Raw genomic sequence first — 26,183 nt, 5'->3', positions numbered from 1 at the left:
AAGGAGATCGGTCGGTCCGGCCGGCCCGGCACGCTCACCAGTGTGGGCGCGGGCGGGCCTGGCCGGGCGCTCGGCTACGCCGATCGGGTGAATCGCGGGGCTCGGGCGGGCGCCGGGTCACTGCCTGGTCAGCGCCCGCCGCAGGCCCACCCGGGCCAGTTCTCCCAAGGCCTCCGCCCGGTCCCGGAAGCCGTGCGCCCCGTACGGTTCGAGCGAGGTCAGGGTCCGGGCCGCCTCGCGGAGCCCGAGCCGCAGGCGGGCCGAGGTGCCGTCGTCGGCGTGGAAGTCCGCCTCGTGGGCGTCGGCCCACAGGTCGGGGCCCGGGGCGTCGGCCAGGTCGCGGTGGGCGCGGAGTTCCCGCCAGGTCCCGGACAGGTTCACCCGCGCCACGTAGTCGACGCCCTGGCCGTCGGACTCGACCCGGCCGTCCGCGAGCAGCACCCGGCCGCCCCACGGTCCGTGGTCGACGTGCCCGGCGAGCCGCGCGCCGGGGGAGGGGGTGCCGGCGGGCGGCAGCGGGAGCTCCACCGTCACGTCGAGGAGGAGCGGGACGCCGGCCGCCTCGCCCCGCAGGCGTTCCCGGAACCGCACCCCGCGCACGGGCTCCCGCATCACCGTGCACGAGGGGTCCTTGGGCACGCCCGCGGGCGTCGCGGAGCCGAGGTACTCCCAGGCGTCCCGGTAGCCCATCGCCACCAGCGAGTCGGCGGAGATCCGGCCGGTCAGGAACTCCGGGTCGAGGGGGAGCGGGTGGCGCGGCGCGACGACATGGAGGGTGAACGGGCGGTGGGCCGCGGCAGCGGCGTCCAGTTCGGCGAAGAGCGCTCCGCCGGCGCTCATCTCGATCATGTGCACGTACTGTTCGAGGGGCCCGTCGCCCCAGTACGGCGTGTTCCCGATGCACCAGACGAGCCACACCTCGTCGGCCCCGCGGCGCAGCGCCTCCGTCAGGTTGGCGTCCTTGATCCACACCGCGTCGGTCCACACGCGCGGCCCGCGGCGCAGCGGCGGGACGAACAGGGGCAGGGACATGCCCGCGGCCATCAGCTCCAGGTCGATCTCCGTGTGCGGCACGGCCACGCAGGTCTTGCTGACGAAATCGGCCACGTTGAACGTGCCCGCCACCGGCGAGGACCGGATCGCCGCCACGTCGATGCCGAGCGCGGGCAGCACCTCGCGCACCATCCCGTCGGCGTCGCCGAGGGCGGGCAGGGCCCAGGGCCCCTTGAGGTAGTCCGCGAGCGGCAGCAGCGAGCTGAAGTCCCGTACGTTCAGCTCGGACCAGCGCCGGCCCATCTCGGCCGGGTCCTGGCCCGACAGCACCATCCCGGTGGTCATGATGCCGCCCGAGGTCCCGTCGACATGGTCGAAGACCAGGCCGTGCTCGCGCAGCGCCCGCACCACGCCCGTCTGCCAGGCGACGCGCATCCCGCCACCCGCGAGCACCAGCGACCGCCGGGTCACGCGTGCACCGCCGCGGTCGACAGGCGGCGCGCCATCAGCCACAGGAGCAGGGCCGTGGCCAGGTCGAAGAAGGCCACCACGAGGCCGAGGGCGCTGAACAGGTCCCGGATCACGCCGACGCCCACCAGGGCGAACGCGCCGAACTTCTGCACTCCCGTCCAGAACAGCACGTACGGGGGAGGGGCCGGGGTCAGCAGGGCCTGGACGAGGAGTCCGCCCACGACCACCATGAACATGCCCACGGTGGCGAAGAGATGGCGGCTGGTCCGCGTGGACTCCGCCGACAGCAGGTCGAGCACCGGCCCCGGCGCGCACAGCTGGACGAGGCCGGTCAGCACCGTCACCGCGCCGATCAGGAGGAGGACCGCCCGCAGGAGGTCCCGCCGGACGTACGGCGGCAGCACACTCATTCCAGCGCTCCCAGCAGATCGCCCTTGGCGACGATGTACCAGACGATCGCCGCCCAGGTGATCGTCGAACCGACGAAACGGATGTCGTTGAGGCGCATCCAGCGCAGCAGCAGCGGCGTCAGTCCGGCCGGCCCGTCGAAATCCCCGGCCCGGATCCGCTTGTTGATCGGGATGATGATCTGCTGACCGACGTACGTGAGCAGCACGATTCCCGCCAGACAGACCGCCGACAGGACGACGTACCACTCGCCCCACTCGCTCCACACCAGCACGATCCCGGAGACGAACATCAGGGGCACGACCACCGTGAAGAACTTGGTCGCGAGCGTCGTCGGGATGCCGAAGTGGTCGCCCACGTTCTCCGGTGTGAGGGACCGCCAGGTGGGATAGAGGAAGAACCTCAGCACCCACATCGTCCCCATGTACATCGTCGCGCCGAAGAGGAAGTACACGGCGTTGACCAGCAGCAGGGCCTCTTTCACGGGTGCGCTCCCACGTCCAGGCGCGGCGGCGCGGGCCACTCCTGCCCGAGCCCGAGCCCGACCACGCTGTCCAGCCCCTCCCCGAACGTCCGCCCCGGCTCCCCGCTCGTGAGGAACCAGCACTCGAAGTGGTCGTCGAGCACCCCCTGCGCGGACGGCAGGAACAGGGTGAACACCGGATCGTCCGCGATGGCCAGGTCGTGCAGGGGCGCGACCTGCGGCAGGTCGCCGAGCACGAGCCGCGCGCGGGCCCGCCGCCCGACGGCGACGTCGGCCGCGCCGTCGAGGTAGACGGTCGACTTCATCAGCATCCCCCGGAACGCGCAGTAGTTGACCGCCGCCGCCTTCACCGGCAGCGCGGTCGCCGGCGGGCGCTCGACCTCGATGTACATCCCGAGCCGCCCGTCCACCTCGTACTGGCTGGAGACCGCCGTGTCGCTCACCTTGAAGTCGAGACTGGCCTGGTGCTTCGGCATCCCCCAGATGCCCTTGCCGCCCCTGACCGAGATCTCGCTGCTCACGGGCAGGTCCACCACGTACTGGCCGGTGCGGAAGGCGCCCCGCAGCAGCCCGGGGAGCAGCGGCGGGGCCGGCCGCGGGCCGTGCGTGCAGGCCAGCGCGATGGAGAACTCGATGTAGCGGCCGATGTCCGTCCGCTGGTAGTCGACGACCGTGATGACGAGCAGCCCCTTGCCGCCGGGCAGCGTCACCGGGTGCAGCTCGTCGCCGGGCAGCAGCCGGGCCACCGCCCGCCGGTCGACGGGGAACCCGGCCATCAGAGCGGGCGTGTCCACCGAGTCGACGGGCAGTTCGAAGGGGATGCCGTCGACCAGCGAGTGCCGTCCGGCGAGCCGGCGTTGGCGGCGCGGCAGCGGTGACGGCAGGGCCGAGAGCCCCAGCCGGGCGAGGTCAAGCAACCGGTTCATCGGGCAAGCTCCTCAAGGATCAGCGGGTAGGTGTCGGTCGCCGCGCGGCGGCCCAGGAACACGTCGAGATGGCCGTAGCCGGGGAGCAGGTGCAGCGAGTCGCGGCCCGGCCGGTGGGTGTTCAGGAAGTCGTACGTGCGCTGCTGGCTCTCGGCGAGGAAGCAGAGGTTGTCCTCGCCCGCGAACAGCGCGATCCGCGCGTCGGTGCGCGGCGCCCGCTCGGCGAAGGCCCGGGGCAGCCCCTCGATGCCCTCCGTCGACACCAGCTGCCCGGCCCGGACGCACCGGTTCATCTGCGCGAAGAAGGTCAGCGGCACCTCGGCGAACTCGCCACGGATCCAGTCGTGCGTCGCCTCGTCGAGATTGGCGTGCGACCACAGCGCGGGCCAGCCGCTGCCGTACGTGAAGCTGACCATGCGGCACACCGTGTTGCGGCACTCCGGGTGCGTCGCGCGCACGAACCACACCAGCGCCCGGGACAGCGCGCCCGCCGGCCGGTCACCCCAGGCGGGGGAGAGCGACGGCATCAGACGCGCGACGACCGGGGCGAGGCGGGCCAGCTTGAAGGTGGAGAGGCGCGGTACGACGGGGTGCAGCGACACCGCGTTGCTGACGACCACCTCCACCTGGGGGAGCAGCCCGGCCGTCAGGGCCATCATGAACGACGTCGAGCCCTGGCAGTGCACCACGGCCCTGAGCCGGTCCGCACCGGTCGCCGCGAGGACGTGCGCCACGGCGGCGGGATGGTCGTACGCGGCGGCCTGGTCCAGCGTCCAGGGCACCGGATCGAGGTCGATCGAGGCCCGCCAGTTCAGCAGCCACACGTCCCAGCCGGCGTCGATCAGCGCGTCCACGAAGGTGCGGCGCAGCGGCGGCCGGAACAGCTCGGCGCGTACACCCGCACCGTGCACGACGAGCACCGGGCCCCGGGTGGGCGGGTGCTTCCCCTGGACGTGCACCAGGGTCAGCGGACGCCCGTCGAGCGCGGCCAGCGGCAGCACCTCGGTGCGGTGGTCACGGCGGATCGGGGGAGCGGCCGGGGTTCCGGAGGCCGGTCCGGGGCGGGGGCCGGTGGACGGTCCGGGGCCGGTGGCGGGAGGTCTGCGGGTCATGGTGGTCACGCTCCCCGGGAGATCACGAAGGGCTCCTCGATCAGCCGCACCGTCGGATGGCGGACGGGCACCGGCAGCTTCGCGGGCACCAGGCGCCGTACCGCCGGCGCCGCGTCGGGCGCGTGGCGGGACCGGCCGCCGGTCGGGTCGTCGGCCAGCTCCCAGTCGTGGCAGACGGCGGTGAGGGCCAGCGGGTGGACGGTGAGGTCGCCGCCCGGGGCGATGTGCAGCCGCAGGAAGCCCTTGTACTCCTCGATGGACTGGCCCGACATCTGCCACTCCGCCACCGGCCCGGCGCGCGCCGACAGCACCCACAGCGCGAAGACGCCCGAGCCCACGAACGCGCCGAACCCGGCGGCGACGGCCAGGCAGACGAGCAGCACCGCCCAGCCGGGCCACGACGCGGGGAAGCGCAGGGCCACGGTGACGGCGAGCGCCGCCAGCGCGACCGTCGCCTGCGCCAGCGAGGCGACCGCGGCGCGCGACGGCGGGGACGCCCGCCGCCTCCGCAGCAGCCGGCCCAGGAACCCGAGCAGCAGCAGCCCCCCGGCCACACCGAGACACACGGCGCCGAAGCCCCAGACGTCGCCGACACCGGCCCGGCGCACGGCGTCGACGGGCCGCGTCACGCCCTCCGCGAGGGCGAACAGGAAGCTGGACAGCAGGAAGAGCACGGCGTGCACCACCGCGACGAGCGGCGCGAAGCCGGCGTTGCGCAACGGCAGCCAGCGCCCCGACCAGGGCACCGCGATGCCCCGGGTGAGCCGGCGGGACTCCGCGGCGTCGGGGTACGTGGCCGCCATCCGGGCGAACTCCACCGGCGGGTCGTCCTTGTCCCGCAGCCGCGACCCGTACGGCGGCAGCGGCAGCACCGGCGGCAGCCGGTGGGTCGCGGCCAGATAGGCACCGCCGAGACCGCAGGTCACCATCTGGCGCCGCCGCGGATCGGGGACCGGGGCGCCCGGGCCGGTGCCCGGGGCGCCGGGCGGGTCGTCCGGCAGCAGCTCGGCGTACCGGGCGTAGTGGTGCCGGTCGCCGGTCAGCCAGAGCCGTACGGCCGCGTGCGTGGGCCGCCGCTCGCCCGTGTCCCGGTCGAGGTGCTGGCGGACGACGTTCCGGTCGAACCAGTGCAGGGCGTTGAAGGCGTCCGCGTTCCGGTCCGCGCTCTTCAGCCAGGTCGGCTCGGCCGAGCAGACGATCACGCCGTCCCCCGGCAGCAGGTGCGCCGACAGATGCTCCTGGAAGTAGCGCAGCTGGGGATCGTCGAAGTACGAGCCGAGCTGGCTGTCCAGGCCCACCAGCCACCAGCGCTCGGGCAGCCGCACACAGAAGTAGCTACGGGTCTGCCGGGTCTGCCAGCCGCCGATCGGGCGCTGCTGCGCGAACATGCGCAGGAACGCGGTGAGCCCGTCGTACCAGTCGTGGTTCCCCGGCAGCGCGACCATCAGCGGCGGTTCCGCCGCCTCGGGCAGCGCGGCACGGTACGGACCCTTCATCCGGTCCTCGTACCCCGCCGCCGACGCCGTCGGGTACACCTCGTCGCCGCCGAGCACGAGCAGCGAGCCCCGGGGGAGCCGCAGGGGTACGTTCCTGAGCGCGGCGCCCGGAGCGCCGGGGACCGGGGTGGCGGTGCCGGGGGTGGCGTCGTCGGGGGAGTCTTCGCCCAGGGAGCCGTCGCCGGGGGTGCCGGAGCCCGTCGCCGGGACCGAGAGTTCCTCCGCAGCCAGCGCCCACGCCACCGAGCTCGTCGCGTCGAAGCCGTCGCCGAGGTCGGCCACGAAGTCGAACCAGAGCTCCCGCGCCTCGGGCCTGCCCGGCGGGGCCTCCAGGAGCTCCGCCGCCAGCACCCCCTGGAACTCCCGCTTGTCCGCGTACCCGGCGAAGACCGCCGCCAGCACCACCTTGACCGCCGTCCGCGCCAGCTCCCCGGGGGCCAGCCACCGCACCGGCTCCTGCGGGGTGAAACCGAGCGCGTCGGCGTGACCGCGCAGCTCGCGCACCTTCACGGGGACTCCTCGGCCGACGTGAAGTGCGCTCCGTAGACACTCCACAGCTCGCCCAGGAACAGGCGCCCGAAGCCTTCGAGCGCCCGCGCGGGATGCGGCCCCGAGGTCCGGAAGGTCGTCATCTGGTGGGCGAAGTCGGTGGCGAGGATGACGAGGACGCCCGCGCCGAGCACCGGGGCGGCCGCGTCGCCGTCCGCCGGCACGTGCCCGGCGAGCACCCGGACGTACAGGGTCGAGGTGTCGCTCCAGACGTCCAGCCCGGGGTCGTCGTGCACCTCCTTGCGCCCGACGAGCGTGAGCGGGTTCCCGCCCGGGTCGCGCAGGTGCAGCCGGTACAGCATCCGGCGCCGGGTGGGGTCGCCGTCGCGGGTGAACAGGTTGAACCAGCCCGCCTCCACGGGCAGCCGCCCGCCGAGGACGTCGCACTCGACATGGCCCACCGCCCCGGCCTCGTGCGCGGGGTCCGCCACGAAGCGGTCCACGTCGTCGGCGGTGATCGTCAGCCGGAACATCATCCGCTGGCCGCGCGCCCGGCCGAGCTTCCGGCCCTCCTCGGGGTCGGCGACGTCGAGGGCGACGTACCCCTTCATCTCCTCGGTGAAGGACAGACTGGTGGGCCGCTCCCCGCTGCCGTCGGCAGCCGCTGCCGCAGCCGTCGCCCCTGACGTGGTCGCCGCATCCGCCGCCGTCGAGGGCCGTGCCCCCCGCGTCTCCAGGATGCGGCGGCAGGCCCGGTCGGAGAACGCGGCGATCGTGAGCGACGGATTGGCGCCCACCGGGCCCGGCAGGACGGCGCCGTCGAGCACGTACAGTCCCGGATGCCCGAAGACCTCGCCGTACGCGTCGCAGACCCCCTCGCCGGGGTGGCGCCCCATCGGCGCCCCGCCGAGCGGGTGCACGGTGATGACCCGGCGCGTCCACCACAGCGGGTTGTCGTGGAACTCGCCGCCGAGCGCCCCGGCCACGTCGGCCATGGTCGCGCGGACCCGCTCGAAGTAGCGGCGTGAGGTGAGCGTGGTCCAGTCGACGTCCAGGTAGCCCCGGCGCAGGCGCATCCGGCCGTCCGGGACGTCGCGGCCCATGCCGAGCAGCGGCAGCGCCGAGTCGGAGAAGACTCCGGGCCCGAGGAGCCGCGCGAGCCGCCCGCTGATGTGGGACCGGGGACCGGACCCGAGGCCGAACCGGGACCGCACCTGGTCCAGGCCGAAGCCCAGGGTGCGGCGCACGCTGCCGGGGACCTGCACGGCCTCGGCGAGCCAGTCCACGAAGGCCGGGTAGCCGGCGTCCTCGACGTAGTAGCCGCGCCCGGTGGAGCCGTCCCCGTCGAGCTCGTCGCCGACCCGGATCGCGCTGGTGATCACGGGCCCGGTGCTGCTCGCCAGCCGCCGGGGCGCGGTGCCCGCCGCGCCGCCGGTGGCGTTCAGGACCAGCCCGAGCAGGTCGCCGTTGCCGCTGAAACGGGTGCCGAGGGCCGTGCTGAGACCGGGCAGCGCGGCACGGTTGCGCAGCAGCAGGAAGGTCGACCCGAAGGTGCCGGCCGCCAGCACCAGCCGCCCGCACCGGATGCGGCGCAGGGGCAGCCGGCTCGTGTCGGTGCGGTGCCCCTCGCGGTCCGGGTCGTGGACGACGTACCGCACCTCGTAGCCGCCGCCGGGCAGCGGGGCGAAGCCGCGCACCTCGCAGCGGGTGCGGATGTCGGCGCCGCGGTGGCGCGCGGCCGACAGGTAGGTGTGGTCGAGGGTGTTCTTGGCGCCGAGGTTGCAGCCGATGTCGCATTCGCCGGTCAGCCGGCAGGTCTCCCGGGGCAGCCCGTGGAGGTTGCCGTACGCGGGCTCGGGGATCGGGGCGCCCGGCACCGGCGGCCCGCCCGGCCGGGAGGCGAAGGAGACGGCGAGCGGCGGCCGGGTCAGATCCAGGCCGAGCGTGTCGGCGGCCTCCCGCAGGGCGGCGGTCTTCGGCGTGTCCGGGTACGGGTAGGGCGTGCCGCCGAGCATCCGCTCTACTCGCTCGTAGTGCGGATCGAGGTCGCCGCGGCCGATCGGCCAGTTCTCGTACCCGCCGCCGGGCAGCGGCGACTCGTGGACGAACCACTTCTCGTCCTTGCGCAGCAGCACGTTGGCGTAGATCAGCGACCCGCCGCCGAGACCGCTGGAGACGACGCCTTCCAGGCCGCGGAAGGACCAGAGGTCGAACAGCCCGTGCAGGCCCTCGCTGGGGTCCCAGAAGTTGCGGGCCATGGCGGCGGGCGTCCGGGCGAAGCTGCCGGGAGGGTACGGACGGCCGCGCTCCAGGACCACGACGGACAGTCCGCCGTCGGCCAGCTGATGCGCGGCGACCGACCCGCCGAAGCCGGATCCGACGACGACGACGTCGACGCCGTCCACCTCGGTCTCGACTGCGGCATCGACTGCGTGCCTCATCGGCGATCCCCTCACGGGCGACTCGGGACATTCCATCCCGATTCGACGCTAGGGTCCCGCGCCCCTCCGCACCAAGCGGACGGGGCGTCCGGGGGACGGGGCGCGGCGAACGCGTGACAGCACGAAGCTCCCGGCGGTACGGGGTCACCTCAGTGGAGGACCCGTACCGCCGGGAGCTTCGCCGCCGGAGGGCGGAGTGTCAGCTCGCGGTGCCGCGACGGCCGCCCCTGCGGGCGGAGTCGCCGCGGCCCCGGGCGGCGCCGGTGCCGCCGGTGGCCGAGCCCGCGGACGTACCGCGGCCGGAACCGGCCGACGTGCCCCGGCCGGAACCGCGGGCAGCGGCACGGCGCTCGCCGCCCTGGCCGGTGCTCTGACCGGTGCCCTGGCCGCCGCCGGTGGCGGGGCGACGGCGGCGGGACCGGGTGCCGGACTCGTCGGACGAGGCGGCGCCGGTCCGGGGGGCGCCCGCGGCGCGGGTCTTCGGGCCGTCGTTCGTGGCGTCCCCGGTCCTGCCGCCGGTCCGGCCGGCGCCGGTCCTGGTGCTGGTCCTCGGGCCGGACTTCCGCGCCGGGCGGGCGGCCTTCGGCGGCGTCGGCTGCGGGACCTCCAGGATGACGGGCACGCCGGAGGGCTCGCGGGCCCCGGTGATCTCCGACAGCTGCGGGTCGCTCGACGTGACCCGGGTGGTCCGGGGGCTGATGCCCGCGTGCGTCATCAGCTGGGACATCTCCCGCTTCTGCTCGGGCAGGACCAGCGTGACCACGCTGCCGGAGGTGCCGGCGCGCGCGGTGCGCCCGCCGCGGTGCAGGTAGTCCTTGTGGTCGGTCGGGGGATCGACGTTCACCACGAGGTCGAGATCGTCGATGTGTATGCCCCGGGCCGCGACGTTCGTGGCGACCAGGGCGGTTACCTGGCCGTTCTTGAACTGGTCCAGGGTGCGGGTCCGCTGGTTCTGCGAACGGCCGCCGTGCAGGGCCGCGGCGTGGACGCCGGCGGTGAGCAGCCGCTTGGCGAGCCGGTCGGCCGCCCGCTTGGTGTCGATGAACATGATGACCCGCCCGTCGCGCGCCGCGATGCGGGTGGTGACGGCCTTCTTGTCGGTCTCGTCCAGGACGTGCAGCACGTGGTGCTCCATCGCGGTCACGGAGGCCGCGGACGGGTCCGTGGAGTGCACGACGGGGTCCTTCAGGAAGCGCTGGACCAGGCGGTCGATGTTGCCGTCCAGGGTCGCCGAGAACAGCATGTGCTGGCCGCCGGGCCGCACCTGCTGGATCAGCCGCGTGATCTGAGGCATGAAGCCCATGTCGGTCATCTGGTCGGCCTCGTCGAGGACCGTGATGCGCACGTCGTCCAGGACGCAGTCGCCGCGCTCGACGAGGTCGTTGAGCCGCCCGGGGGTCGCCACGAGGACCTCGGCGCCGCGTCGCAGGGCGTTGGCCTGCTTGGTCACGGACAGGCCGCCGACCACGGTGGTCAGCCGGAGGTTGACCGCGGTGGCGTACGGGGTGAGGGAGTCCGTCACCTGCTGCGCGAGCTCACGGGTGGGCACCATCACCAGGGCGAGGGGCGCCTTCGGCTCGGCCCGCTGGCCGGCCGTGCGGGCGAGCAGCGCGAGACCGAACGCGAGGGTCTTGCCCGAGCCGGTGCGGCCACGGCCGAGCAGGTCACGGCCGGCGAGCGAGTCGGGCAGCGTGGCGGCCTGGATGGGGAACGGCGCGGTCACACCCTGCGCGGTGAGGGTCTTCAGCAGCCCGGCGGGCATGTCGAGGGCGGCGAAGTCGTCGACGGGAGGAAGTGCGGGAGTCGTACTCTCCGGCAGGCGGAACTCCCTCGGCGGCGCTGCCGAGGTCTGGGGCGATGTGGCGCGCCGGGTCGGCTTCTGGGCCTTGCGGGACATGCGGGGGACTACCTTCCTGGAGAACAGCGCAAAACCGGGGTCCGCACCGAATCGGTGCGGACCCCGGTGAGCAGATATCGTCCGGCGCGATTAGGCGGGGACGATGTTCTCGGCCTGCGGGCCCTTCTGGCCCTGCGTGACGTCGAAGGAGACCCGCTGGCCCTCCTGCAGCTCACGGAAGCCCTGGGTGGCGATGTTCGAGTAGTGGGCGAAGACGTCCGGGCCGCCGCCGTCCTGCTCGATGAAGCCGAAGCCCTTTTCCGAGTTGAACCACTTCACGGTTCCCTGTGCCATGACCTTCTCCTTCTGTAGGCAGAGGCCCCATCCGGAGATGCCGGAAAACAAAATGCGCCTGAGGAGTGTATTCCCGTCAGACGCAAGTTCATGGGTACCACAACTGCAACGCCTAGAGCCTAACATACTTGGCGCCGCGATGGGGTCGATCCCGGGGTCGAATCCATGATCGACCGCGAGGTCGGCCGCAGCGCCGATCATGGGGCTGACCATGGAGAACGCGGTGGGAGGCGCCCTGCGCGCCTGGTAGATTGATCTACGTCGCCGAGGGGAACACTCCATGGTCGACAACACACCTGTCCGGGTGGCGGAATGGCAGACGCGCTAGCTTGAGGTGCTAGTGCCCTTTATCGGGCGTGGGGGTTCAAGTCCCCCCTCGGACACCAGATCAGGATCATCGCCGCGCGGCGGTGGCCCGGGAACCCTCCCGGGCCACCGCCGCGCGGCGTTTCGCGTGCCCGAGCCCGCCGGTGCGCCCCTGGTACGCCCTGCCGCGCCCTCTGCGCCCCCAAGATCACCGGCGTCTCCCCTTCATTTGGCCTTCGTTCGGCCTTCACGCGTCCGTGCGCACAAGTGACGGTCGGACCCGGCCGGGGCCGACCGCTCCCAGGCCGTCAGGAGCCCGTCCAGCCAGGCGGGCGGCAGCTCGGCGGCGTCCCACTCCTCCCGCAGCGGCGCCGGGTCCCCGAGCAGACGCTCCAGGACGGCGAGGCTGGTGGGGGAGTGGACGAGGGAGTACCGGCCGTGGATCGCGATGGCGCTGCCGGGACCGTACTCCTCGAACAGGCGCTCAAGACGGGCGTGGTGGAGCGTGGCGAACTCCGTGATCCTCCCGGGGTATCCGGCCCGCTCCCGGGAGGTGAGGGTGGCGAGGAGGGCCTTGAGGACCTGGTCGGTGGCCTCGGGGTCGAGGTCGGACACGTCGGTGAACGACAGGTACAGCGGCAGGACCGCGACCTTGACCCGCTCCAGCTCCATCCGGCCGACGGGCGGCCGGTCGTCCGCGGTGCGGTCCGACACCCCCGCGGCGAGCGCCTGCCGCAGGGCCTGTTCGGCGATCCCGCCGAGGCCGTCGGCGGCGGCCCGGGCGCCGTCGAGCCAGCCGGAGCCGTAGCGCTCGTCCGCCCCGCGCGGGGCCGTGTGCGCGAACCCGTCGACCTCCTGGTGGGCGAGGGCGAGGGCGCCGGCCTCGATCAGACCGATCAGCTCCTCCGCGTCGCCGGCGTAGACCCCGGCCCGGGCCAGGAGCTGGACGAGCGTCGTGCGGGCGTTGAGGACGCTTGCCGCGTCCAACTGCTGCCGTCCTCCGTCGTCGGCGTTCATGGGTCCTCCTCGTCGCATGGGGCAGCGTCGTGAGCGTACGCGGAACGATCAGACTTCCGGTGTACGCCCCTGCCACCGGGTCCGACCGTGGGTTGACGTGGGTGCCCGGCCCGCCGCCGTAGCGTCGTCCTCATGTTCACACCCACCCGGGCGGCCGCGACCGCCCTCCTGGCCTGCGCCCTCGCCTTACCCGCGACGGTGCTGCCCGCCCACGCCGCGACGCCCCGTGCCACGGGCGCGTCCTCCCTCACCGCGCCGCGACCGGCCCACGCGCCCGCCGCCGTCCCGGCGCGCGCCCCGCTCGAACTGCCCGCGCCCACCGGCGAGGAGCGTGTCGGCAGCACCGTCCTGCACCTCGTCGACCGCTCCCGTACGGACCCGTGGGTGCCCACGGCCGACGGCCGGGAGCTCATGGTGACCCTGCACTACCCGGCGGTCCGCCGGTCGCACGGCGCCCCCGCCCCGTACGCGACCGAGGCGGAGGCCCGGCTGCTCCTGGCGGGCGTCCGCGTCGAGGACCCTGCGGCCGCGCGGGCGCTCGCCGGGATGGACACGTACAGCGAGACCGGCGTACGGCCCGCGCCGGGGCGGCACCCGCTGGTGCTGCTCTCACCCGGCTTCGGCGTGCCGCGCTTCACCCTCACCAGCCTCGCCGCGGACCTCGCCTCGCGCGGCTACGTCGTGGCCTCCGTCGACCACGCCTACGAGACCTCCGGCACCTCCGTGCCCGACGGACGGGTCCTCACCTGCGTGGCCTGCAAGGCCCTCGACGAGGGCGGGGTGCCCGGCGGCGTCGTCACCGCCGCGCGCGCGGCGGACATGCGCTTCCTCCTCGACCGCCTGACCGGCCCGCGGCCCGCGTGGAAGTACGCGGCGGCGATCGACCGGAGCAGGATCGGCATGGCCGGACACTCCATCGGCGGGGCCAGTGCCGCCACGGCGATGCTCCTGGACCGGCGGATCGACGCGGGCGTCAACATGGACGGCGCGTTCTGGGACACCCTGCCCGCGCAGGGGCTCGGCGGGCGCCCGTTCCTGATGCTCGGCACGGACGACGACATGCACCGGCCCGGCGGCAAGGACGCCACCTGGGACACCACCTGGCCGCTCCTCGGCGGCTGGAAGCGCTGGCTGACGGTGTCCGGCACCGACCACTTCAGCTTCTCCGACGGGCCGGTGCTCCAGCGCCACTTCGGGCTGCCCGCCGGAGACATCCCGGCCGACCGGGCGATCGCCGTCACCCGCGCGTACGTCGGCGCCTTCTTCGACCGGCACCTGCGGGGCGTGCCCCAGCCGCTCCTCGCGGGGCCGAGCCCGCTGCACCCGGAGGTGAGGTTCCACCGGCCGTGAGGCCGTGACGTCGTGAGGCCGTGACGTCGTGAGGCCGTGACGTCGTGACGTCGTGACGCCGTGACGCCGTGAGGAGTCCAGGGGGCGGACCCCCGTGCCGCCCCTGGACTCCCGTGCCGCCCGGCTCAGTCGAGCGCGGCGCCGTTCGGGACGACGACCCCGTAGAGGTCCCCGATGGTGGCGAGCGCGCCCCGGTGGAGCTCCTCGGCCGTCACCTCGCCGGCGGCGGTGCCCAGCGGCCGGGTGGCGCAGGCGTCGGCGACGACGGTGGGGCGGTCGCCGCGCAGGAAGGCGGCGGCGGTCGTGAAGGCGACGCACATGTGGGTCATGAACCCGGCGACGACGAGGTCCTTGGTGCCGGCGGCGTCGAGGTGCTCGGCCAGGTCGGTGCCGACGAAGGCGTCCGGCACGGTCTTCACGACGACGGTCTCGCCCTCGACGGGCGCTACCCGGGGGTGGATCTGCCCGATCTCGGTCCGGATGTCGTACGGGGTGCCCTCGCCGCCGTCGTTGATGACGTGGACGACCTTCGCGCCGGCCGCCCGGGCGCGGGCCAGCAGTCCGGCGGCGGAGTCGAGGGCCGCCTCCCATCCGTCCAGCTCCATCACGCCGCGCGTGTAGGTGTTCTGGTAGTCGATCAGGAGCAGCGTGGCGCCGGCGAGTGAGGCGGGGGTCGGGTCGAAGCCGTTGAGGTCGCGCAGGGTGGTGGCAGACATGGGTGTGCCCTTCCGGGAGGACGTGCGGGTGGGAACGGTGTCCGGGCGAGGGACCGGTGCCGTGTCTCCACGCTACGAACGCCGCCCCGATGGCGGCAATGTCATGCGACTTGCAGATCCGGACATCGGTTCGGGCTTCCGTTGTTAGCTACTTAGCCAAGATGCTAAAAAGATCTTCGTGACCGAAACTCCGAGCGACACTCCGAGCGACACCCCGAGCGACACCCCGAGCGACACCCCGGGCGACACCCCGGGCGAGTCCCCGAGCGAGCCCCCGCGCGGGCCGGACGGCGACGCGGGCGTGTTCCGCGCCCTCGCCGACCCCACCCGGCGCCAGATCCTCGAAGACCTCCGCGCCGGCGGCGAGCTCGCCGCCGGGGAGATCGCGAGCCGCTTCGCCATCAGCGCCCCCTCCATCTCCCGCCACCTCGGCGTGCTCAAGGGCGCCGGGCTCGTCGCCGAGCGGCGGGACGGCAACCGGATCCTCTACTCCCTGGTCGAGGAGCGGCTGGCCACGAGCGTGGGGCGCTTCCTCAGCGCCGTGTGCCCCGAGCAGATCGTCCTGCGCCACACCAAGTGGCGCGCCGGCACGGGCCGCGACGCCCGCGAACAGGAGCAGAACGCATGAGACCCCCGCGCCTCGCCTCCGTCATCGAACGGCGCCTCCTCGTCAACTACCGCGTCGCCCCGGACGCCGTCGCCCCGCTGCTCCCGGCGCCGCTGCGCCCGCAGCTGGTGCGCGGCCACGCCGTCGCGGGGATCTGCCTGCTGCGCCTCGGCTCGGTGCGGCCCGCCTGGGCGCCCGCCGCCGTCGGGCTGCGCAGCGAGAACGCGGCCCACCGCATCGCCGTCGAGTGGGACGGCGCGGACGGCGTCGAGACCGGCGTCTACATCCCGCGCCGCGACACCGCCTCGCTGGTCAACCGCTGGGCCGGCGGCCGGGTGTTCCCCGGCGCGCACGGACACGCCGACTTCGAGGTGCGGGAGACCGCCGACACCCTGCGCGTGGCCTACACGACGCGGGACGGGCTGACGGGTGTCGACGTCACCGCCCGGGTCACCGACCGCCTGGAGGGCAGCGAACTCTTCGCCGACCTCGCCGAGGCCTCCGCCTTCTTCCGTACCGGCAGCAAGGGCTGGTCGGAGACCCGCTCCGGCTGCTCCCTGGACGGCATGCGGCTCGACACAGACGCCTGGAGCGTCGAACCGGGCCGCGTCACCGCGGCCCGGTCCACCTACTTCGACGACCCCGCCCGTTTCCCGGCGGGCAGCGCGACCCTGGACTCCGTCCTGGTCATGCGCGACGTCCCGGTGCACTGGCGGGCGCTCCCCGACATGCCCGTCGAGGCGCCCGCCGGCCGGTCCCTAGGACACGCGGCCTGACGGCCCGTCGCCGACCGGGTCGAGCAGTTCCTCCCTTGGGGGCGCCCCGGGGGAGGGCACGGCGACGGCCCCGGCGTCCGGCCCGCGGCGGGAGAGGCGGCCCAGACGGGTGGCCAGGGGCTCGGTGTAGCGGGCGGTGAGCGGGCCGAGGACGACGAGGATGAGGACGTACGCGGTGGCGAGGGGCCCGAGGGAGGGCTCGATGCCCGCGGACACGGCCAGGCCCGCGATGACGATCGAGAACTCGCCGCGCGCCACCAGCGTGCCGCCCGCCCGCCACCGCCCCTTGGCGGAGATCCCGGCCCGGCGGGCCGCCCAGTAGCCCGTCGCGATCTTCGTCGCGGCGGTGACCAGGGCCAGCGCGAGCGCCGGGAGCAGGACCGGCGGGATGCTCGCCGGGTCGGTGTGCAGCCCGAAGAAGACGAAGAAGACGGCGGCGAACAGGTCCCGCAGCGGGCTCAGCAGATGGTGGGCGCCCTCGGCGACCTCGCCGGACAGCGCGATGCCGACCAGGAACGCGCCGACGGCGGCCGACACCTGGAGCTGCTGGGCCACCCCCGCGACCAGCAGGGTGAGGCCGAGCACCACGAGGAGCAGCTTCTCGGGGTCGTCGCTGGAGACGAAACGGGAGATCAGACGCCCGTAGCGGAGCGCGAGGAAGAGCACGAGCCCGGCGACGCCCAGCGCCACGGCAAGGGTGACGCTGCCGGCGGCGAGGCCGACCCCGGCGAGGAGGGCCGTGACGATCGGCAGGTAGACGGCCATCGCCAGGTCCTCCAGGACCAGGATGCTCAGGACCACCGGGGTCTCCCGGTTGCCGAGCCGGCCGAGGTCGCCGAGGACCTTGGCGATGACGCCGGAGGACGAGATCCAGGTGACTCCGGCCAGGACGACGGCGGCCACCGGGCCCCAGCCGAGCAGCAGGGCCGCGACCGCGCCGGGCAGGGCGTTGAAGGCGGCGTCCACGAGACCGGCCGGGTACTGGGTCTTGAGGTTGGTGACCAGGTCGGTCGCCGTGTACTCCAGGCCCAGCATCAACAGCAGCAGGATGACGCCGATCTCGGCGCCGATGGCCACGAACTCCTCGCTCGCGCCGAGCGGGAGCAGCCCGCCCTCACCGAAGGCGAGACCGGCCAGGAGGTAGAGCGGGATGGGTGAGAACTTCAGACGTCCGGCCAGCCGGCCCAGCAGGCCGAGGCCGAGGATGATCGCACCGAACTCGATGAGGAAGACGGCGGACGAGTGCATGGATCACTCCCTTCCGAGTATCAGGGCGGCGGCGTCGACGCCTTCGCGGGTGCCGATGACGATGAGGGTGTCGCCCCCGGCGAGCCGGAAGTCGGGGCCGGGGGAGGGCACGGCGTCCGCCCGGCGCAGCACCGCCACGATCGAGACGCCGGTCTCGGTGCGCGTGCGGGTCTCGCCGAGGTGGCGGCCGTTCCAGTGGGAGGCGGCGGACAGTTCGATCCGCTCGGCCACCAGGCCCAGGTCCGTGGTGGAGAGCAGGCTGGGGCTGTGGTGGGACGGCATCAGCGCGTCGATCAGCGCCTCGGACTCTCCGGCGGTCAGCCGTACCGACAGGGAGCACTCGTCGGGATCGTCGCTCCGGTACGCGTTGAGCACCCGGCTCCCGTCGCGGCCCGCGACCACCGACAGGCGGCGTTCCTCGCGTGTGGTGAGGTCGTAGCGGACCCCGATTCCGGGCAGGGGTGTACGGCTCATGCGTGCAGCGGGCACGACGGCTCTCCTCGGCGGATGGGCAGCGTGAACAGAGACACCCGGCGTCGGCGGGCGTCTTGGTAAATACTTTACCCAGGCAACAAAGTGGTGGATTCGCCGGGATAGCGGAAGATCACGCCGGGAACGGGACGAACCGGCGGTCAGGCGGGCCCGTGCCGCGACGGGCGCGGGTCCGTGAGCAACTCCGCGAACCGGTCCGCGAGCACCATCAGACCGTCGAGCTCCGGCCCGCCCCGCGCCCTCCGCAGGCCGTGCCTGCGCCCCCAGAACGCCGTCTGCACCACCTGCAACTGGGCCCAGCGCCGCACCCGGTCGCGATCGAGCCCGGCGGCCTCCGCGTACCCGGCCAGGACCCGGAAGGCGGCGGCGCGCGGGTCGTCCGCGCCCGCGAGGTGCGGGGCGCGCGTCTTCAGGAACGTGCCCCCGTCGTAGGCGGGGTCCCCCGCGTACCCCTTGGGGTCGACCGCGAGCCACGGCTCGCGCTCCGCCCGCAGCACGTTCCCCGCGTGCAGGTCGCCATGGACGAGGGTGTCCGGCTGCACCCGTCCCAGCTCCCGTACGGTGGCCACGGCGGCGTCCACGACCCGGCGCGGCATCGTGTGGGACAGCTCGGCGGCGTCCCGCCGCAGCTCCTCCTCCCAGGCGTCGGCCCGCTCGCTCAGCCGGGGCAGCCCGGGCGGCGCGGGCACGGCGAGTCGGCGCCCCAGCCCACCCGCGACCCGCGCCACCTCGTCGCCGTCCGGGAGCCCCGCCAGGGTCGCCGTCCCGGCCCGCTCCAGGAGCATCGCGAACCGCTCGTCGTCCCGCGCGTACAGCCGGACCGCCCCCCGGCCGCCCCACACGGCGAAGGCGTCCGGCTCGTGCACGTTGCCCGGGTGCGGGAACGACACCTTGAGGACGGCCGGCTCCCCGGAAGGGCGCCGGACGGGCACGATCACGCCGACGCCCCCGTGCAGCACCGCGCCGTCCGGCGCGCAGCCCCACTGCTCCAGCAACTCGGCCACGAGCAGCGGCAGTCGGTCCGTCCACGCCGCGCCCGGTCCGCCCTCGCGGGCGACGGTGCTCCGTACGAACTCCTCGGGAACCACGATCATTCCGGCACCCTACGCGCGGGACGCGGGGACCGGCCTTGCACCCGTACCGGCGCCATGATCGGATGTGGCTTCTTTCGGACGATCATGACACGTGGGGGCAGTGAATGACCGGAGACAACGGACGCATGGACAGACGTTCCGTCATGCGGGGCGTGGCGACGATGGGCGTCGGCGCCGCCGCCGGAGCCGTGACGATGGGCGGCGGACCGGCGTACGCCGCCGGGGCCGGCGACGACCCGTACAGCGTCGACGTCCTCAGCAAGGGCGCCGACCCGACCGGCGCCACGCCCAGCGACGCCGCCTTCCGCGCGGCCGCCGCCGAGGTGCTCGCCTCGTTCCAGCCCGGCCCGATCTCGGGGGCGATCCCCAAGAAGGTCCTGGTGATCCCGCCCGGCAACTACCTGCTGACCCAGCCCGACTCACTGCTGCCCGGCATCGACGGCAAGGGCAACGGCGGCATCGTCGACGGCCTGTCGATCACCGGCTACGGCAAGCGGCTCTCCCGGATCGTGTACGCGCCCACCACCGACGACACCACCCTGTGGACCAACTACCGGCGCTACAAGAACATCCGGATCTCCGGGCTCACCTTCACCAGCAACAACCCCACCTCCAGCTTCTGCTACGCCTACTCCACCGACGGCGGCTACGGCGTGCAGGACACCTGGTACACCGACGTGGAGTGGCGGGGCAGCTGGAAGCGGGGCATCGGGCTCGACGGGCCCGTCGACTCGCCCGACCACACACTGCCCGAGTCCGACCTGAACAGCGAGATGGGCTGGGACCACTGCCAGATCGGCGGCAGCTACTCCGAGGCCTTCCTGGTCACGGGGATGACGCCGACGGCCACCCAGCAGGACCAGTTCCTGAACTTCTGGTTCCGCGAGTGCAAGGTCGAGTTCAAGTCCGGGGTGTTCGTGAAGAACAACCGCGGCGGCTCGATGAACTTCGTCGGCGGCTCCTACATCCTCACCGACGGCGCCGCCGCCGGCACCTTCTTCCAGCTCGGCTCCGAGGCCACCACCCGCGCCGACTCCGTCGCCCGCCTGTACGTCCAGGGCATCCGCTTCGAGCTGCACAACACCAACCAGAAGGTCATCGACTCCCGCTGGCACAAGGGCACCATCACCTTCGTGTCCTGCGACGACACGGCCGTCAGCCACCAGTCCTGGACGGACGGGGCCGTGGCGCACACGTACGCCTTCAACGCCATCGGGAACAGCGGCCCCATGGTCCGCTACACCGACTGCGCCCTGATGGGCTCCCACCAGGTGACGACCGGGAGCACGCCGACCACCGCGGGCAAGGTCCTGTACGACGGCTGCCGCTTCATCGACATGACCAAGGCGACCGGCAACGACGCCACCAGCTTCCTCCGCTGGACCGGAACGGCGGCGCCCCGCCACGAGATCCGCGACTGCCTCGCCGGGGCGACCTACGCGGCCGACGTGAAGTACCCCGCCTGACCCGCCGGGGCCGCGGCCGGGCGCCGCGGCCCCCACGTCGTACGCTGCCGTGCGTACCAATGTCGGGCGGAGGGAAGATCCTTCTCATGGGGCGTCAGAAGCGGTCGTACATAGCGGTATCGGCGGTGGCGGCGCTGCTCGCCGTGGCGGGCTGCGCGGGCCAGGGCGGCGGCACCGCGCCCGGGGACGCCAAGGGGAGACCCACGGCGCCCGCCCCGCGCACCCCGTCCGGCAACGGCAAGGGACCGGCCGACGGCAAGGGCCCGGCCGAGGGCACCCTCCCCGGCGTCCCGAGCGCCGCCCAGGCCCGCACCCAGCTCGCCCGCCTGAAGGTCGCGCCCCAGCGCTCGATGACCGGCTACAGCCGCGACCGCTTCCCGCACTGGGCCGAACAGGGCGACAGCTGCAACACTCGCGAGACCGTCCTCGAACGCGACGGCCGCGACGTACGCCGCGACGCCGAGTGCCGTGCCGTCTCCGGCACCTGGACCAGCGTCTACGACGGCAGGACCTTCACCAAGGCCTCGGGCCTGGACATCGACCACACCGTGCCCTTGGCCAACGCCTGGCGCTCCGGAGCCGACACCTGGACCCAGGAGAAGCGCAAGGCCTTCGCCAACGACCTCACCCGCCCCCAGCTCCTCGCCGTCTCCGCGGTCTCCAACCGCTCCAAGGGCGACCAGGGCCCCGACGAGTGGCAGCCGCCCGCGCGGAGCTACTGGTGCGCGTACGCCCGCTCCTGGACCGCGGTGAAGTCCTCCTACGCCCTGACGGTGACGAAGGCGGAGAAGGCCACACTCGTGAGCATGCTGGACACCTGCCGGGGCTGAGCCGCTGAGCCGCCGACCCGCCGACCCGCCGACCCGCCGACCCGCCGACCCGCCGACCCGCCGACCCGCCGACCCGCCGACCCGCCGGGCCGGCGGGCGGCTCCGGGCCGCCCGCCGCCCACGCCGGACGCGGGCCGAACGGCGCCACCGCCCGTCCGGCGGCCTCGTCATCCTCCGCGCACCCGAGCGGCCCGCCCCCGTCGCCACCGCCGTGACCGGACGGTCGGCCACGCCCCGTCCGCGCGCCTCCGGAGCCACCCGTGCCGTGCGCGGCTCGTACGCGCCACCCGGGCCCCCGAACACCACCATTCCCCTCGCCCGCCCACCCGCCTTCCGTGGGGGACGCGCGGCCGAATTATGGGGTCGGACCTCCCATGTGCCCTCCGTACGGATCGCGTTGACTTGCGCATGTCGCTCGGCGCCGAACGGCAGACGAACACCAGCACCGTGCGCGTCCCGCGCACTCGACACGGAGGAGACGACATGAGCGTCCTCAAGCTCCAGAACCTGCAGCCCCGCACCACCGTCAGCAAGGCCGTCTCCGTGAGCCTCACCAGCTCCGGCTCGGACTGCTGCAAGAACGACCCGCAGTAATCACCCGAACGACCGCCACGGTCCGGGTGGGGACGCCCCACGCCCCCACCCGGACCGTGGCGCACCCGCCCCGCCGCTGCCGTCGGCGGCGGCACCTCACGGAGGAGACGGCATGAGCGTCCTCAAGCTCCAGAACCTGCAGCCCCGCACCGTCATCGGCCGCATCGTCGGCGGCAGCCTCACCAGCTCCGCCTCGGACTGCTGCAACCGGGACCCTCAGTAACCACCCGCACAGGCGGCACGGTCGGGGTGGGGGGCGACCCGCGCCCCCACCCGGACCGTGGCGCACTCGCCCTGCCGCTGCCGTCGGCGGCACCTCGACGACCACAGAGGCTGACATGCGCGACCAACGATGGGTCCACCGGTTCCTCTTCGCCTGGAACGACACCCTCTTCTTCGACCCGCTCGACGTGTACTACAAGCCGAGGAAGGACCACTTCCTGGCCGACCTCGACGAGCGGACGCGGGCGCGGTTCGTCCGCAGCGGCATCTGGTGGAGCCATCGGCACAACCCCGATCTCCCGAAGCAGGGATGGAAGATCCACGTGTCCTCCAACCACCGCCAGGTGCGGGAGGTCGCGGCCACGGTGATCGGCCATCTGGTCGGCCGGGAGATCGACTTCAAGATCGCGCTCGACCTCAACGTCTTCGAGATGCTCAACTCCAAGGCGATGTCCAGGGGGAGCGGGGGCAAGCTGCTCACCGTCTACCCGCGCGACGAGGACGAATTCAGGACGTGCCTCGCCGACCTGGCCCGCCTGCTGGAGGGCGCCGAGGGTGCCTACGTGCTGTCCGATCTGCGATATCGCGACAGCAAGGCGCTCTACTTCCGGTACGGCCAGCTCCTCTCCACCCACACCGTCGACATCCTGGGCCGCAAGATCCCGCACATCCTGGGACCCGACGGGCAGCCCGAGACGGACGGCCGGCGGCCCGGGGACACCCACCCCTGGTGGGTGCCGTGGCCGTTCGCCGACTGGAAGCCCGCCGAGGAGGCCGAGGGGGAGGGCCTTCTCGGCGGCCGCTTCCGGGTGACCGGCGCCCTCCAGTTCTCCAACAGCGGTGGCGTGTACACGGCCGAGGACACCCTCGACGGCGACCGGCAGGTCGTCCTCAAGGAGGCCCGGCCGCACACCAACCTCAACCCGCGCCTCGACTACGACGCCGTCGACGTCCTCGGCCGCGAGTGGATGTTCCTCAACCGGCTGGCCGACGTCGAGGCCTACCCGGACCCGATCGCCCGCTTCCGGCACTGGGAACACCACTACATCGCCGAGGAGTTCATCGACCGCACCGACATCCGCTCGGTGCTGCTCGAACACAACCCGCTCGCCCGCCCCGGCTTCCAGGCGGAGCGCTCGCGTGAGTTCCTGCGGATCTTCATCACCGTCTTCCGGGGCCTCGCCCGCGCGATCGACGCCGCCCACCAGCACGGTGTCGTCCTCGGCGACTTCACGCCGGCCAACCTGCTCATCGACCCCGAGACGTACGACGTGACCATCGTCGACCTGGAGGCCTGCCGCCTCGTCGACGGCTCCGGCGCCACGGGCGAGACCGGGGGCGAAGGCCTCACCCGGCCCGTCGAGCTCTACACCCCCGGCTTCAGCCTCTCCCGGGGCGGCTTCAAGCCCGCCGGCATCGAGGGCGACCTCTACTCCCTGGCCTCCACCATGGCGTACTTCGTCTTCCCCATCGCCGCCATGTCCTACCTGCGCGAGGACGTCCTCGACACGTACCAGGTCTTCTTCGACGGCCTGGGCTGGCCCGAGCAGGTCCACCGGCTGGTCACCGACCTCGCCGCCACCCGGATCGGCCTCGCCGACGTCGTCGAGTTCCTCGACGCGCAGGAGACCGAACTGCTCGCCCAGGTCAGGACCGAGCGCCCGCGCCCCGAGATCGCGGCGACCGGACTGCGGGCCACGGAGGCCGGCGTCGCCGCCTTCGTCGAGGCCGCCGCCGACACCGACCGCGCCACGCTCTTCCCCGTCGACCCGTTCGCACACGTCACCAACCCGCTCAGCCTCGGCTTCGGCGCGAGCGGCGTGCTCTGGGCCCTCCAGGCCTCCGGCGCCCCCGTACGGCCCGAATGGCACGACTGGCTGCGCCAGCAGCTCACCCGGATCGACCTGGAGGCCTACCCGGACGGTCTGATGAGCGGCCTCGCCGGCATCGCCTGGGCGGCCGAGTCGCTCGGCATGCGCCGCCAGGCCAGGGAACTCCTCGGCCACGCCAACCGGCGCGCCCTGGAGACCGCCGACCACACCTTCTACTACGGCCTGTCCGGCATCGGCATGACCAACCTGCGCTTCTACGTGCGCGGTGGCGACCCCCGCGACCTCGCCGCGGCCAAGGACTGCGCCCGGGTGCTCCTCGACACCGTCCACCGGGACGGCCCGCACGCCTACTGGCTCAACGACTTCTCGGAGGAGGGCCCGCTGACCGGGCTCGGCTTCGGCCAGGCCGGCGTGGCCATGTTCCTGCTGCGCATGCACCAGGTCACCGGCGAGGCGCACTACCGGGAGCTCGGCCAGGACGCGCTCGCCTGGGAGATGGCCCACGCCAAACCCCTGGAGGACACCGGCCTGATCATGTTCGAGCACGAAGGGACCATGGAGCCCTACATCGAGGTGGGCTCCGCGGGCGTGGCGCAGGTGCTGCTGCGGTACGGCGACCTCGCGTCGGCGCGGACCGTGCTGCGCGCCCTCGACGTCGGCCACTCCGTGCTCCCCGGCTACTCCTTCGGCATGAGCGGCATCGCGGACGCCCTCCTGGACGCCGCCGAGATCACCGGCGACACCTCCTACCGGGAGACCGCGCTGCGCCAGCTCGACTTCCTCCGCAAGGTGTTCCTCTTCGAGCCCGCCGCCCACTTCGAGGTCCCGAGCCGCGCCGGCGTCACCCCGCTCGGCGTCCCCGGCGAAGGCCTGCTGCGCTGCTCCACCGACTACCTCACCGGCTCCGCCGGCGTGCTGCGGGTGCTTCACCGCGCCAACCACGGCGGCATGGCCGACTTCCTCCTCGACGAGCTCGACGGGACGGAACGGTGAAACAGATCTGGCGCACCCTGCGCGGCCACCAGCGCCCCTTCACCGGGATCCTCGTCGCCGAGGCCCTGTTCGGCGGGACCGAGGCCCTGCTGCACCCGCTGCTCCTGAAGGCCCTGTTCGACCAGGCGATCCTGACCGCCGACTTCCGCAGGTTCCTCTTCCTCGGCGGCTGCTACCTGGTCCTCGGCCTCACCCTCAACCTCTCCGGTTACGGGATCGGCCTGTGGCGCAAGCGGTTCGAGAACGCCTTCGTCCTCGACCTGGAGACCGAGCTCCTCGGCAAGACCCTCGGCCTCGACGGCCGGCAGATGTCGGAGAAGGGCAACGCCTCCTACGTCAGCCGCATCCACAACGACGTCCGCGAGGGCGTGCTGCCGGCCGTCGACGTCTGCATCCGCATCGCCCGCCAGGCCTGCGCCTCGGTCGTCTTCCTCGGCGTGCTGCTCTACCTCTCCTGGCAGGCCAGCCTCATCCTGCTGGTGATCATCCCGCCGCTGGTCCTGGTCAGCAACGACCTGGCCCGCCGGATCGAGAAGAACACCGACCCCGAACGCGAGGCCGAGGCACGGTACGTCAACACCCTCACCCGTACCCTCGAAGCCTTCCACGCCCTGCGCGGACTGCGCTCGCTCCTGCCCGGGGCCCGCGCCGCCAACCAGGACGCCCTGAACGGCTTCCTCGGCATCACCTACGCCAACTACCGCCTCGCGCAGCGCCAGCGGACCCTCAGCGACCTGGTGATGAACCTGTCGGACACGGCGTCCATGGTCATCGGAGCCTTCTTCGTCTTCAGCGGCCGGATGTCGTTCGGCAGCTTCCTCGCCTTCGTGAACTCGCTGTGGCGGGCCGTCACCGGCATCTTCGACCTCGTCAACATGATCCCGCAGACCCGCCGCAACACCGCGGTCCTCAAGCGGATCGAGGCCCTGCGCGAGTCCGGCACCGCCCCCTACCACGACGAGGGCAACCTCGTCCTGGTCCGCGGCGCCCGCGTCCGCTACGGGAAGACGGACGAGACAGGCGGGGAAGGCGGGGAAGGCGACGACGGAGTCGAGGGCGCCCCCGTCGACACGGTGGACCTCGGCCGGCGGTCCGAGGCCGACAAGACCGTCGCCATCCCCGACTTCGGACTCCGGCCCGGCGAGCGGGTCCTGCTCCGCGGCCCCAACGGCTGCGGCAAGACCACCCTCCTGCACATCGTCGCCGGGACCCTCGCCCCCGACAGCGGCACGGTCACCCTGCCGCCCCGGGTCGCGAGCCTGACCTCACCGGTCCAGCTGCCCCCGCTGCCGGTGCGCGACCTCGTCACCGACCCCCGGCTCCGCACCGGCATGGGCCTGGACGGCCTCGCCGACCAGCTCCCCTCGGAGCTGTCCTCCGGCCAGCGCCAGCGGCTCGGCGTCGCCGCGCTGCTCGGCGAGGACGCCGACGTGTACCTCGCCGACGAGCCCTTCGCGAACCTCGACGACGCCGGCCGCGCCCTGGTCCTGAAGATGCTCCGGGAACGCACCGAGGGGCGGGCCCTGCTCGTCGTGCACCACGGCGACGAGGACCTCGACAGCGCCTTCGACCGGGTGGTCAACCTGGCCGTGGCCGCGGTCCCCGGCAGTGTCGGGACCGCGGCCTGAG

Annotated in this window: 23 protein-coding genes and 1 tRNA gene; 10 read left to right on the top strand and 14 right to left on the bottom strand. The window is 73.4% G+C overall.

Annotation, left to right across the window (positions count from 1 at the left end; all coding sequences use genetic code 11):
• Window positions 1-117: 117 nt before the first annotated feature.
• The 9 genes from ACZ3ZE_RS08045 to ACZ3ZE_RS08005 all read right to left on the bottom strand — a co-directional run bounded on the left by ACZ3ZE_RS08045 (window position 118) and on the right by ACZ3ZE_RS08005 (window position 11,011).
• Window positions 118-1,464 carry a patatin-like phospholipase family protein gene (locus tag ACZ3ZE_RS08045; protein WP_361173430.1) on the bottom strand — a complete coding sequence of 449 codons (1,347 nt, stop codon included), beginning with the start codon at window positions 1,462-1,464 and terminating at the stop codon, window positions 118-120.
• On the bottom strand, window positions 1,461-1,874 hold the full coding sequence (locus tag ACZ3ZE_RS08040; protein WP_467257963.1) for a hypothetical protein: 414 nt from the start codon (window positions 1,872-1,874) through the stop codon (window positions 1,461-1,463). Before ACZ3ZE_RS08040 ends, ACZ3ZE_RS08045 begins: the two co-directional genes overlap by 4 nt.
• Window positions 1,871-2,356, bottom strand: a complete 486-nt coding sequence (locus tag ACZ3ZE_RS08035) for a hypothetical protein (protein WP_361173436.1) — start codon at window positions 2,354-2,356, stop codon at window positions 1,871-1,873. The genes ACZ3ZE_RS08040 and ACZ3ZE_RS08035 overlap by 4 nt, the downstream gene beginning before the upstream one ends.
• Window positions 2,353-3,282, bottom strand: coding sequence for an acetoacetate decarboxylase family protein (locus ACZ3ZE_RS08030; RefSeq protein WP_361173439.1), 930 nt, complete (start codon window positions 3,280-3,282; stop codon window positions 2,353-2,355). The genes ACZ3ZE_RS08035 and ACZ3ZE_RS08030 overlap by 4 nt, the downstream gene beginning before the upstream one ends.
• Window positions 3,279-4,394, bottom strand: a complete 1,116-nt coding sequence (locus tag ACZ3ZE_RS08025; protein WP_361173442.1) for an esterase/lipase family protein — start codon at window positions 4,392-4,394, stop codon at window positions 3,279-3,281. Before ACZ3ZE_RS08025 ends, ACZ3ZE_RS08030 begins: the two co-directional genes overlap by 4 nt.
• Window positions 4,395-4,399: 5 nt before the next feature.
• The gene (locus ACZ3ZE_RS08020; protein ID WP_467257960.1) at window positions 4,400-6,400 is read right to left on the bottom strand and encodes a hypothetical protein; all 2,001 of its coding nucleotides are present in this window, start codon (window positions 6,398-6,400) and stop codon (window positions 4,400-4,402) included.
• A complete protein-coding gene (locus tag ACZ3ZE_RS08015) occupies window positions 6,397-8,820 on the bottom strand; it encodes a GMC oxidoreductase (protein ID WP_361630622.1) in 2,424 nt (807 codons plus the stop codon). The genes ACZ3ZE_RS08020 and ACZ3ZE_RS08015 overlap by 4 nt, the downstream gene beginning before the upstream one ends.
• Before the next feature lie 199 nt (window positions 8,821-9,019).
• Window positions 9,020-10,717, bottom strand: coding sequence for a DEAD/DEAH box helicase (locus ACZ3ZE_RS08010; RefSeq protein WP_467257957.1), 1,698 nt, complete (start codon window positions 10,715-10,717; stop codon window positions 9,020-9,022).
• Between the two features lie 90 nt (window positions 10,718-10,807).
• Entirely contained in the window at window positions 10,808-11,011 is a 204-nt protein-coding gene (locus tag ACZ3ZE_RS08005) for a cold-shock protein (RefSeq protein WP_007502648.1), read from the bottom strand.
• A gap of 298 nt (window positions 11,012-11,309) precedes the next feature.
• Here ACZ3ZE_RS08005 and ACZ3ZE_RS08000 point away from each other — a divergent pair.
• Window positions 11,310-11,397 (top strand) — tRNA-Leu (locus ACZ3ZE_RS08000).
• A gap of 145 nt (window positions 11,398-11,542) precedes the next feature.
• On the opposite strand, the gene ACZ3ZE_RS07995 is transcribed toward ACZ3ZE_RS08000, so the two are convergent.
• Window positions 11,543-12,334, bottom strand: coding sequence for a hypothetical protein (locus ACZ3ZE_RS07995; RefSeq protein ID WP_361173455.1), 792 nt, complete (start codon window positions 12,332-12,334; stop codon window positions 11,543-11,545).
• A gap of 132 nt (window positions 12,335-12,466) precedes the next feature.
• Between ACZ3ZE_RS07995 and ACZ3ZE_RS07990 the strand changes: the two genes are divergently transcribed.
• Window positions 12,467-13,684 carry an alpha/beta hydrolase family protein gene (locus ACZ3ZE_RS07990; RefSeq protein ID WP_467257954.1) on the top strand — a complete coding sequence of 406 codons (1,218 nt, stop codon included), beginning with the start codon at window positions 12,467-12,469 and terminating at the stop codon, window positions 13,682-13,684.
• A gap of 125 nt (window positions 13,685-13,809) precedes the next feature.
• Here the strand turns inward: ACZ3ZE_RS07990 and ACZ3ZE_RS07985 are convergent, their stop codons facing one another.
• Window positions 13,810-14,400 carry a cysteine hydrolase family protein gene (locus ACZ3ZE_RS07985; RefSeq protein WP_467257951.1) on the bottom strand — a complete coding sequence of 197 codons (591 nt, stop codon included), beginning with the start codon at window positions 14,398-14,400 and terminating at the stop codon, window positions 13,810-13,812.
• A 301-nt stretch (window positions 14,401-14,701) separates the two neighbouring features.
• Between ACZ3ZE_RS07985 and ACZ3ZE_RS07980 the strand changes: the two genes are divergently transcribed.
• Window positions 14,702-15,028 carry a metalloregulator ArsR/SmtB family transcription factor gene (locus ACZ3ZE_RS07980; protein ID WP_361173673.1) on the top strand — a complete coding sequence of 109 codons (327 nt, stop codon included), beginning with the start codon at window positions 14,702-14,704 and terminating at the stop codon, window positions 15,026-15,028.
• On the top strand, window positions 15,025-15,783 hold the full coding sequence (locus ACZ3ZE_RS07975) for a DUF2071 domain-containing protein (RefSeq protein ID WP_467257948.1): 759 nt from the start codon (window positions 15,025-15,027) through the stop codon (window positions 15,781-15,783). Before ACZ3ZE_RS07980 ends, ACZ3ZE_RS07975 begins: the two co-directional genes overlap by 4 nt.
• Here the strand turns inward: ACZ3ZE_RS07975 and ACZ3ZE_RS07970 are convergent.
• The 3 genes from ACZ3ZE_RS07970 to ACZ3ZE_RS07960 all read right to left on the bottom strand — a co-directional run bounded on the left by ACZ3ZE_RS07970 (window position 15,766) and on the right by ACZ3ZE_RS07960 (window position 18,617).
• Window positions 15,766-17,031, bottom strand: a complete 1,266-nt coding sequence (locus ACZ3ZE_RS07970; protein WP_467257946.1) for a cation:proton antiporter — start codon at window positions 17,029-17,031, stop codon at window positions 15,766-15,768. The two genes, ACZ3ZE_RS07975 and ACZ3ZE_RS07970, sit on opposite strands and share 18 nt — an antisense overlap.
• Before the next feature lie 3 nt (window positions 17,032-17,034).
• Entirely contained in the window at window positions 17,035-17,505 is a 471-nt protein-coding gene (locus ACZ3ZE_RS07965; RefSeq protein WP_361173676.1) for a cation:proton antiporter regulatory subunit, read from the bottom strand.
• A gap of 158 nt (window positions 17,506-17,663) precedes the next feature.
• Window positions 17,664-18,617: an aminoglycoside phosphotransferase family protein gene (locus ACZ3ZE_RS07960; protein WP_361173470.1), complete on the bottom strand. Its 954-nt coding sequence runs from the start codon at window positions 18,615-18,617 to the stop codon at window positions 17,664-17,666.
• A gap of 125 nt (window positions 18,618-18,742) precedes the next feature.
• Here ACZ3ZE_RS07960 and ACZ3ZE_RS07955 point away from each other — a divergent pair, with 125 nt between their 5' ends.
• From ACZ3ZE_RS07955 to ACZ3ZE_RS07930, 6 genes are all read left to right on the top strand, one after another.
• Complete coding sequence (locus ACZ3ZE_RS07955) at window positions 18,743-20,083, top strand: hypothetical protein (RefSeq protein ID WP_361173473.1); 1,341 nt, start codon at window positions 18,743-18,745, stop codon at window positions 20,081-20,083.
• A gap of 86 nt (window positions 20,084-20,169) precedes the next feature.
• Window positions 20,170-20,913, top strand: a complete 744-nt coding sequence (locus ACZ3ZE_RS07950; protein ID WP_361173476.1) for a GmrSD restriction endonuclease domain-containing protein — start codon at window positions 20,170-20,172, stop codon at window positions 20,911-20,913.
• A gap of 483 nt (window positions 20,914-21,396) precedes the next feature.
• Complete coding sequence (locus tag ACZ3ZE_RS07945) at window positions 21,397-21,507, top strand: class III lanthipeptide (RefSeq protein WP_467257943.1); 111 nt, start codon at window positions 21,397-21,399, stop codon at window positions 21,505-21,507.
• Between the two features lie 112 nt (window positions 21,508-21,619).
• A complete protein-coding gene (locus tag ACZ3ZE_RS07940; RefSeq protein WP_361173479.1) occupies window positions 21,620-21,730 on the top strand; it encodes a class III lanthipeptide in 111 nt (36 codons plus the stop codon).
• Between the two features lie 115 nt (window positions 21,731-21,845).
• Complete coding sequence (gene lanKC / locus ACZ3ZE_RS07935; RefSeq protein WP_361624492.1) at window positions 21,846-24,554, top strand: class III lanthionine synthetase LanKC; 2,709 nt, start codon at window positions 21,846-21,848, stop codon at window positions 24,552-24,554.
• Complete coding sequence (locus tag ACZ3ZE_RS07930) at window positions 24,551-26,182, top strand: ATP-binding cassette domain-containing protein (protein WP_442305306.1); 1,632 nt, start codon at window positions 24,551-24,553, stop codon at window positions 26,180-26,182. The genes lanKC and ACZ3ZE_RS07930 overlap by 4 nt, the downstream gene beginning before the upstream one ends.
• The last annotated feature ends 1 nt before the right edge of the window (window position 26,183 follow it).

The organism is Streptomyces sp. NPDC023157 (assembly GCF_055560575.1).
Note: the sequence above shows the minus strand (reverse complement) of the source record. Positions and strands in the feature narration are given on the sequence as shown.

What these genes read in the sequence shown, in the direction of transcription:
- ACZ3ZE_RS08040 (WP_467257963.1), bottom strand. Translation starts at nt 1,874, where the DNA reads ATGAGTGTGCTGCCGCCGTACGTCCGGCGGGACCTCCTGCGGGCGGTC.
- ACZ3ZE_RS08030 (WP_361173439.1), bottom strand. Translation starts at nt 3,282, where the DNA reads ATGAACCGGTTGCTTGACCTCGCCCGGCTGGGGCTCTCGGCCCTGCCG.
- ACZ3ZE_RS08025 (WP_361173442.1), bottom strand. Translation starts at nt 4,394, where the DNA reads ATGACCCGCAGACCTCCCGCCACCGGCCCCGGACCGTCCACCGGCCCC.
- ACZ3ZE_RS08015 (WP_361630622.1), bottom strand. Translation starts at nt 8,820, where the DNA reads ATGAGGCACGCAGTCGATGCCGCAGTCGAGACCGAGGTGGACGGCGTC.
- ACZ3ZE_RS08010 (WP_467257957.1), bottom strand. Translation starts at nt 10,717, where the DNA reads ATGTCCCGCAAGGCCCAGAAGCCGACCCGGCGCGCCACATCGCCCCAG.
- ACZ3ZE_RS08005 (WP_007502648.1), bottom strand. Translation starts at nt 11,011, where the DNA reads ATGGCACAGGGAACCGTGAAGTGGTTCAACTCGGAAAAGGGCTTCGGC.
- ACZ3ZE_RS07995 (WP_361173455.1), bottom strand. Translation starts at nt 12,334, where the DNA reads ATGAACGCCGACGACGGAGGACGGCAGCAGTTGGACGCGGCAAGCGTC.
- ACZ3ZE_RS07990 (WP_467257954.1), top strand. Translation starts at nt 12,467, where the DNA reads ATGTTCACACCCACCCGGGCGGCCGCGACCGCCCTCCTGGCCTGCGCC.
- ACZ3ZE_RS07985 (WP_467257951.1), bottom strand. Translation starts at nt 14,400, where the DNA reads ATGTCTGCCACCACCCTGCGCGACCTCAACGGCTTCGACCCGACCCCC.
- ACZ3ZE_RS07975 (WP_467257948.1), top strand. Translation starts at nt 15,025, where the DNA reads ATGAGACCCCCGCGCCTCGCCTCCGTCATCGAACGGCGCCTCCTCGTC.
- ACZ3ZE_RS07970 (WP_467257946.1), bottom strand. Translation starts at nt 17,031, where the DNA reads ATGCACTCGTCCGCCGTCTTCCTCATCGAGTTCGGTGCGATCATCCTC.
- ACZ3ZE_RS07965 (WP_361173676.1), bottom strand. Translation starts at nt 17,505, where the DNA reads ATGAGCCGTACACCCCTGCCCGGAATCGGGGTCCGCTACGACCTCACC.
- ACZ3ZE_RS07960 (WP_361173470.1), bottom strand. Translation starts at nt 18,617, where the DNA reads ATGATCGTGGTTCCCGAGGAGTTCGTACGGAGCACCGTCGCCCGCGAG.
- ACZ3ZE_RS07955 (WP_361173473.1), top strand. Translation starts at nt 18,743, where the DNA reads ATGGACAGACGTTCCGTCATGCGGGGCGTGGCGACGATGGGCGTCGGC.
- ACZ3ZE_RS07950 (WP_361173476.1), top strand. Translation starts at nt 20,170, where the DNA reads ATGGGGCGTCAGAAGCGGTCGTACATAGCGGTATCGGCGGTGGCGGCG.
- ACZ3ZE_RS07945 (WP_467257943.1), top strand. Translation starts at nt 21,397, where the DNA reads ATGAGCGTCCTCAAGCTCCAGAACCTGCAGCCCCGCACCACCGTCAGC.
- ACZ3ZE_RS07940 (WP_361173479.1), top strand. Translation starts at nt 21,620, where the DNA reads ATGAGCGTCCTCAAGCTCCAGAACCTGCAGCCCCGCACCGTCATCGGC.
- lanKC (WP_361624492.1), top strand. Translation starts at nt 21,846, where the DNA reads ATGCGCGACCAACGATGGGTCCACCGGTTCCTCTTCGCCTGGAACGAC.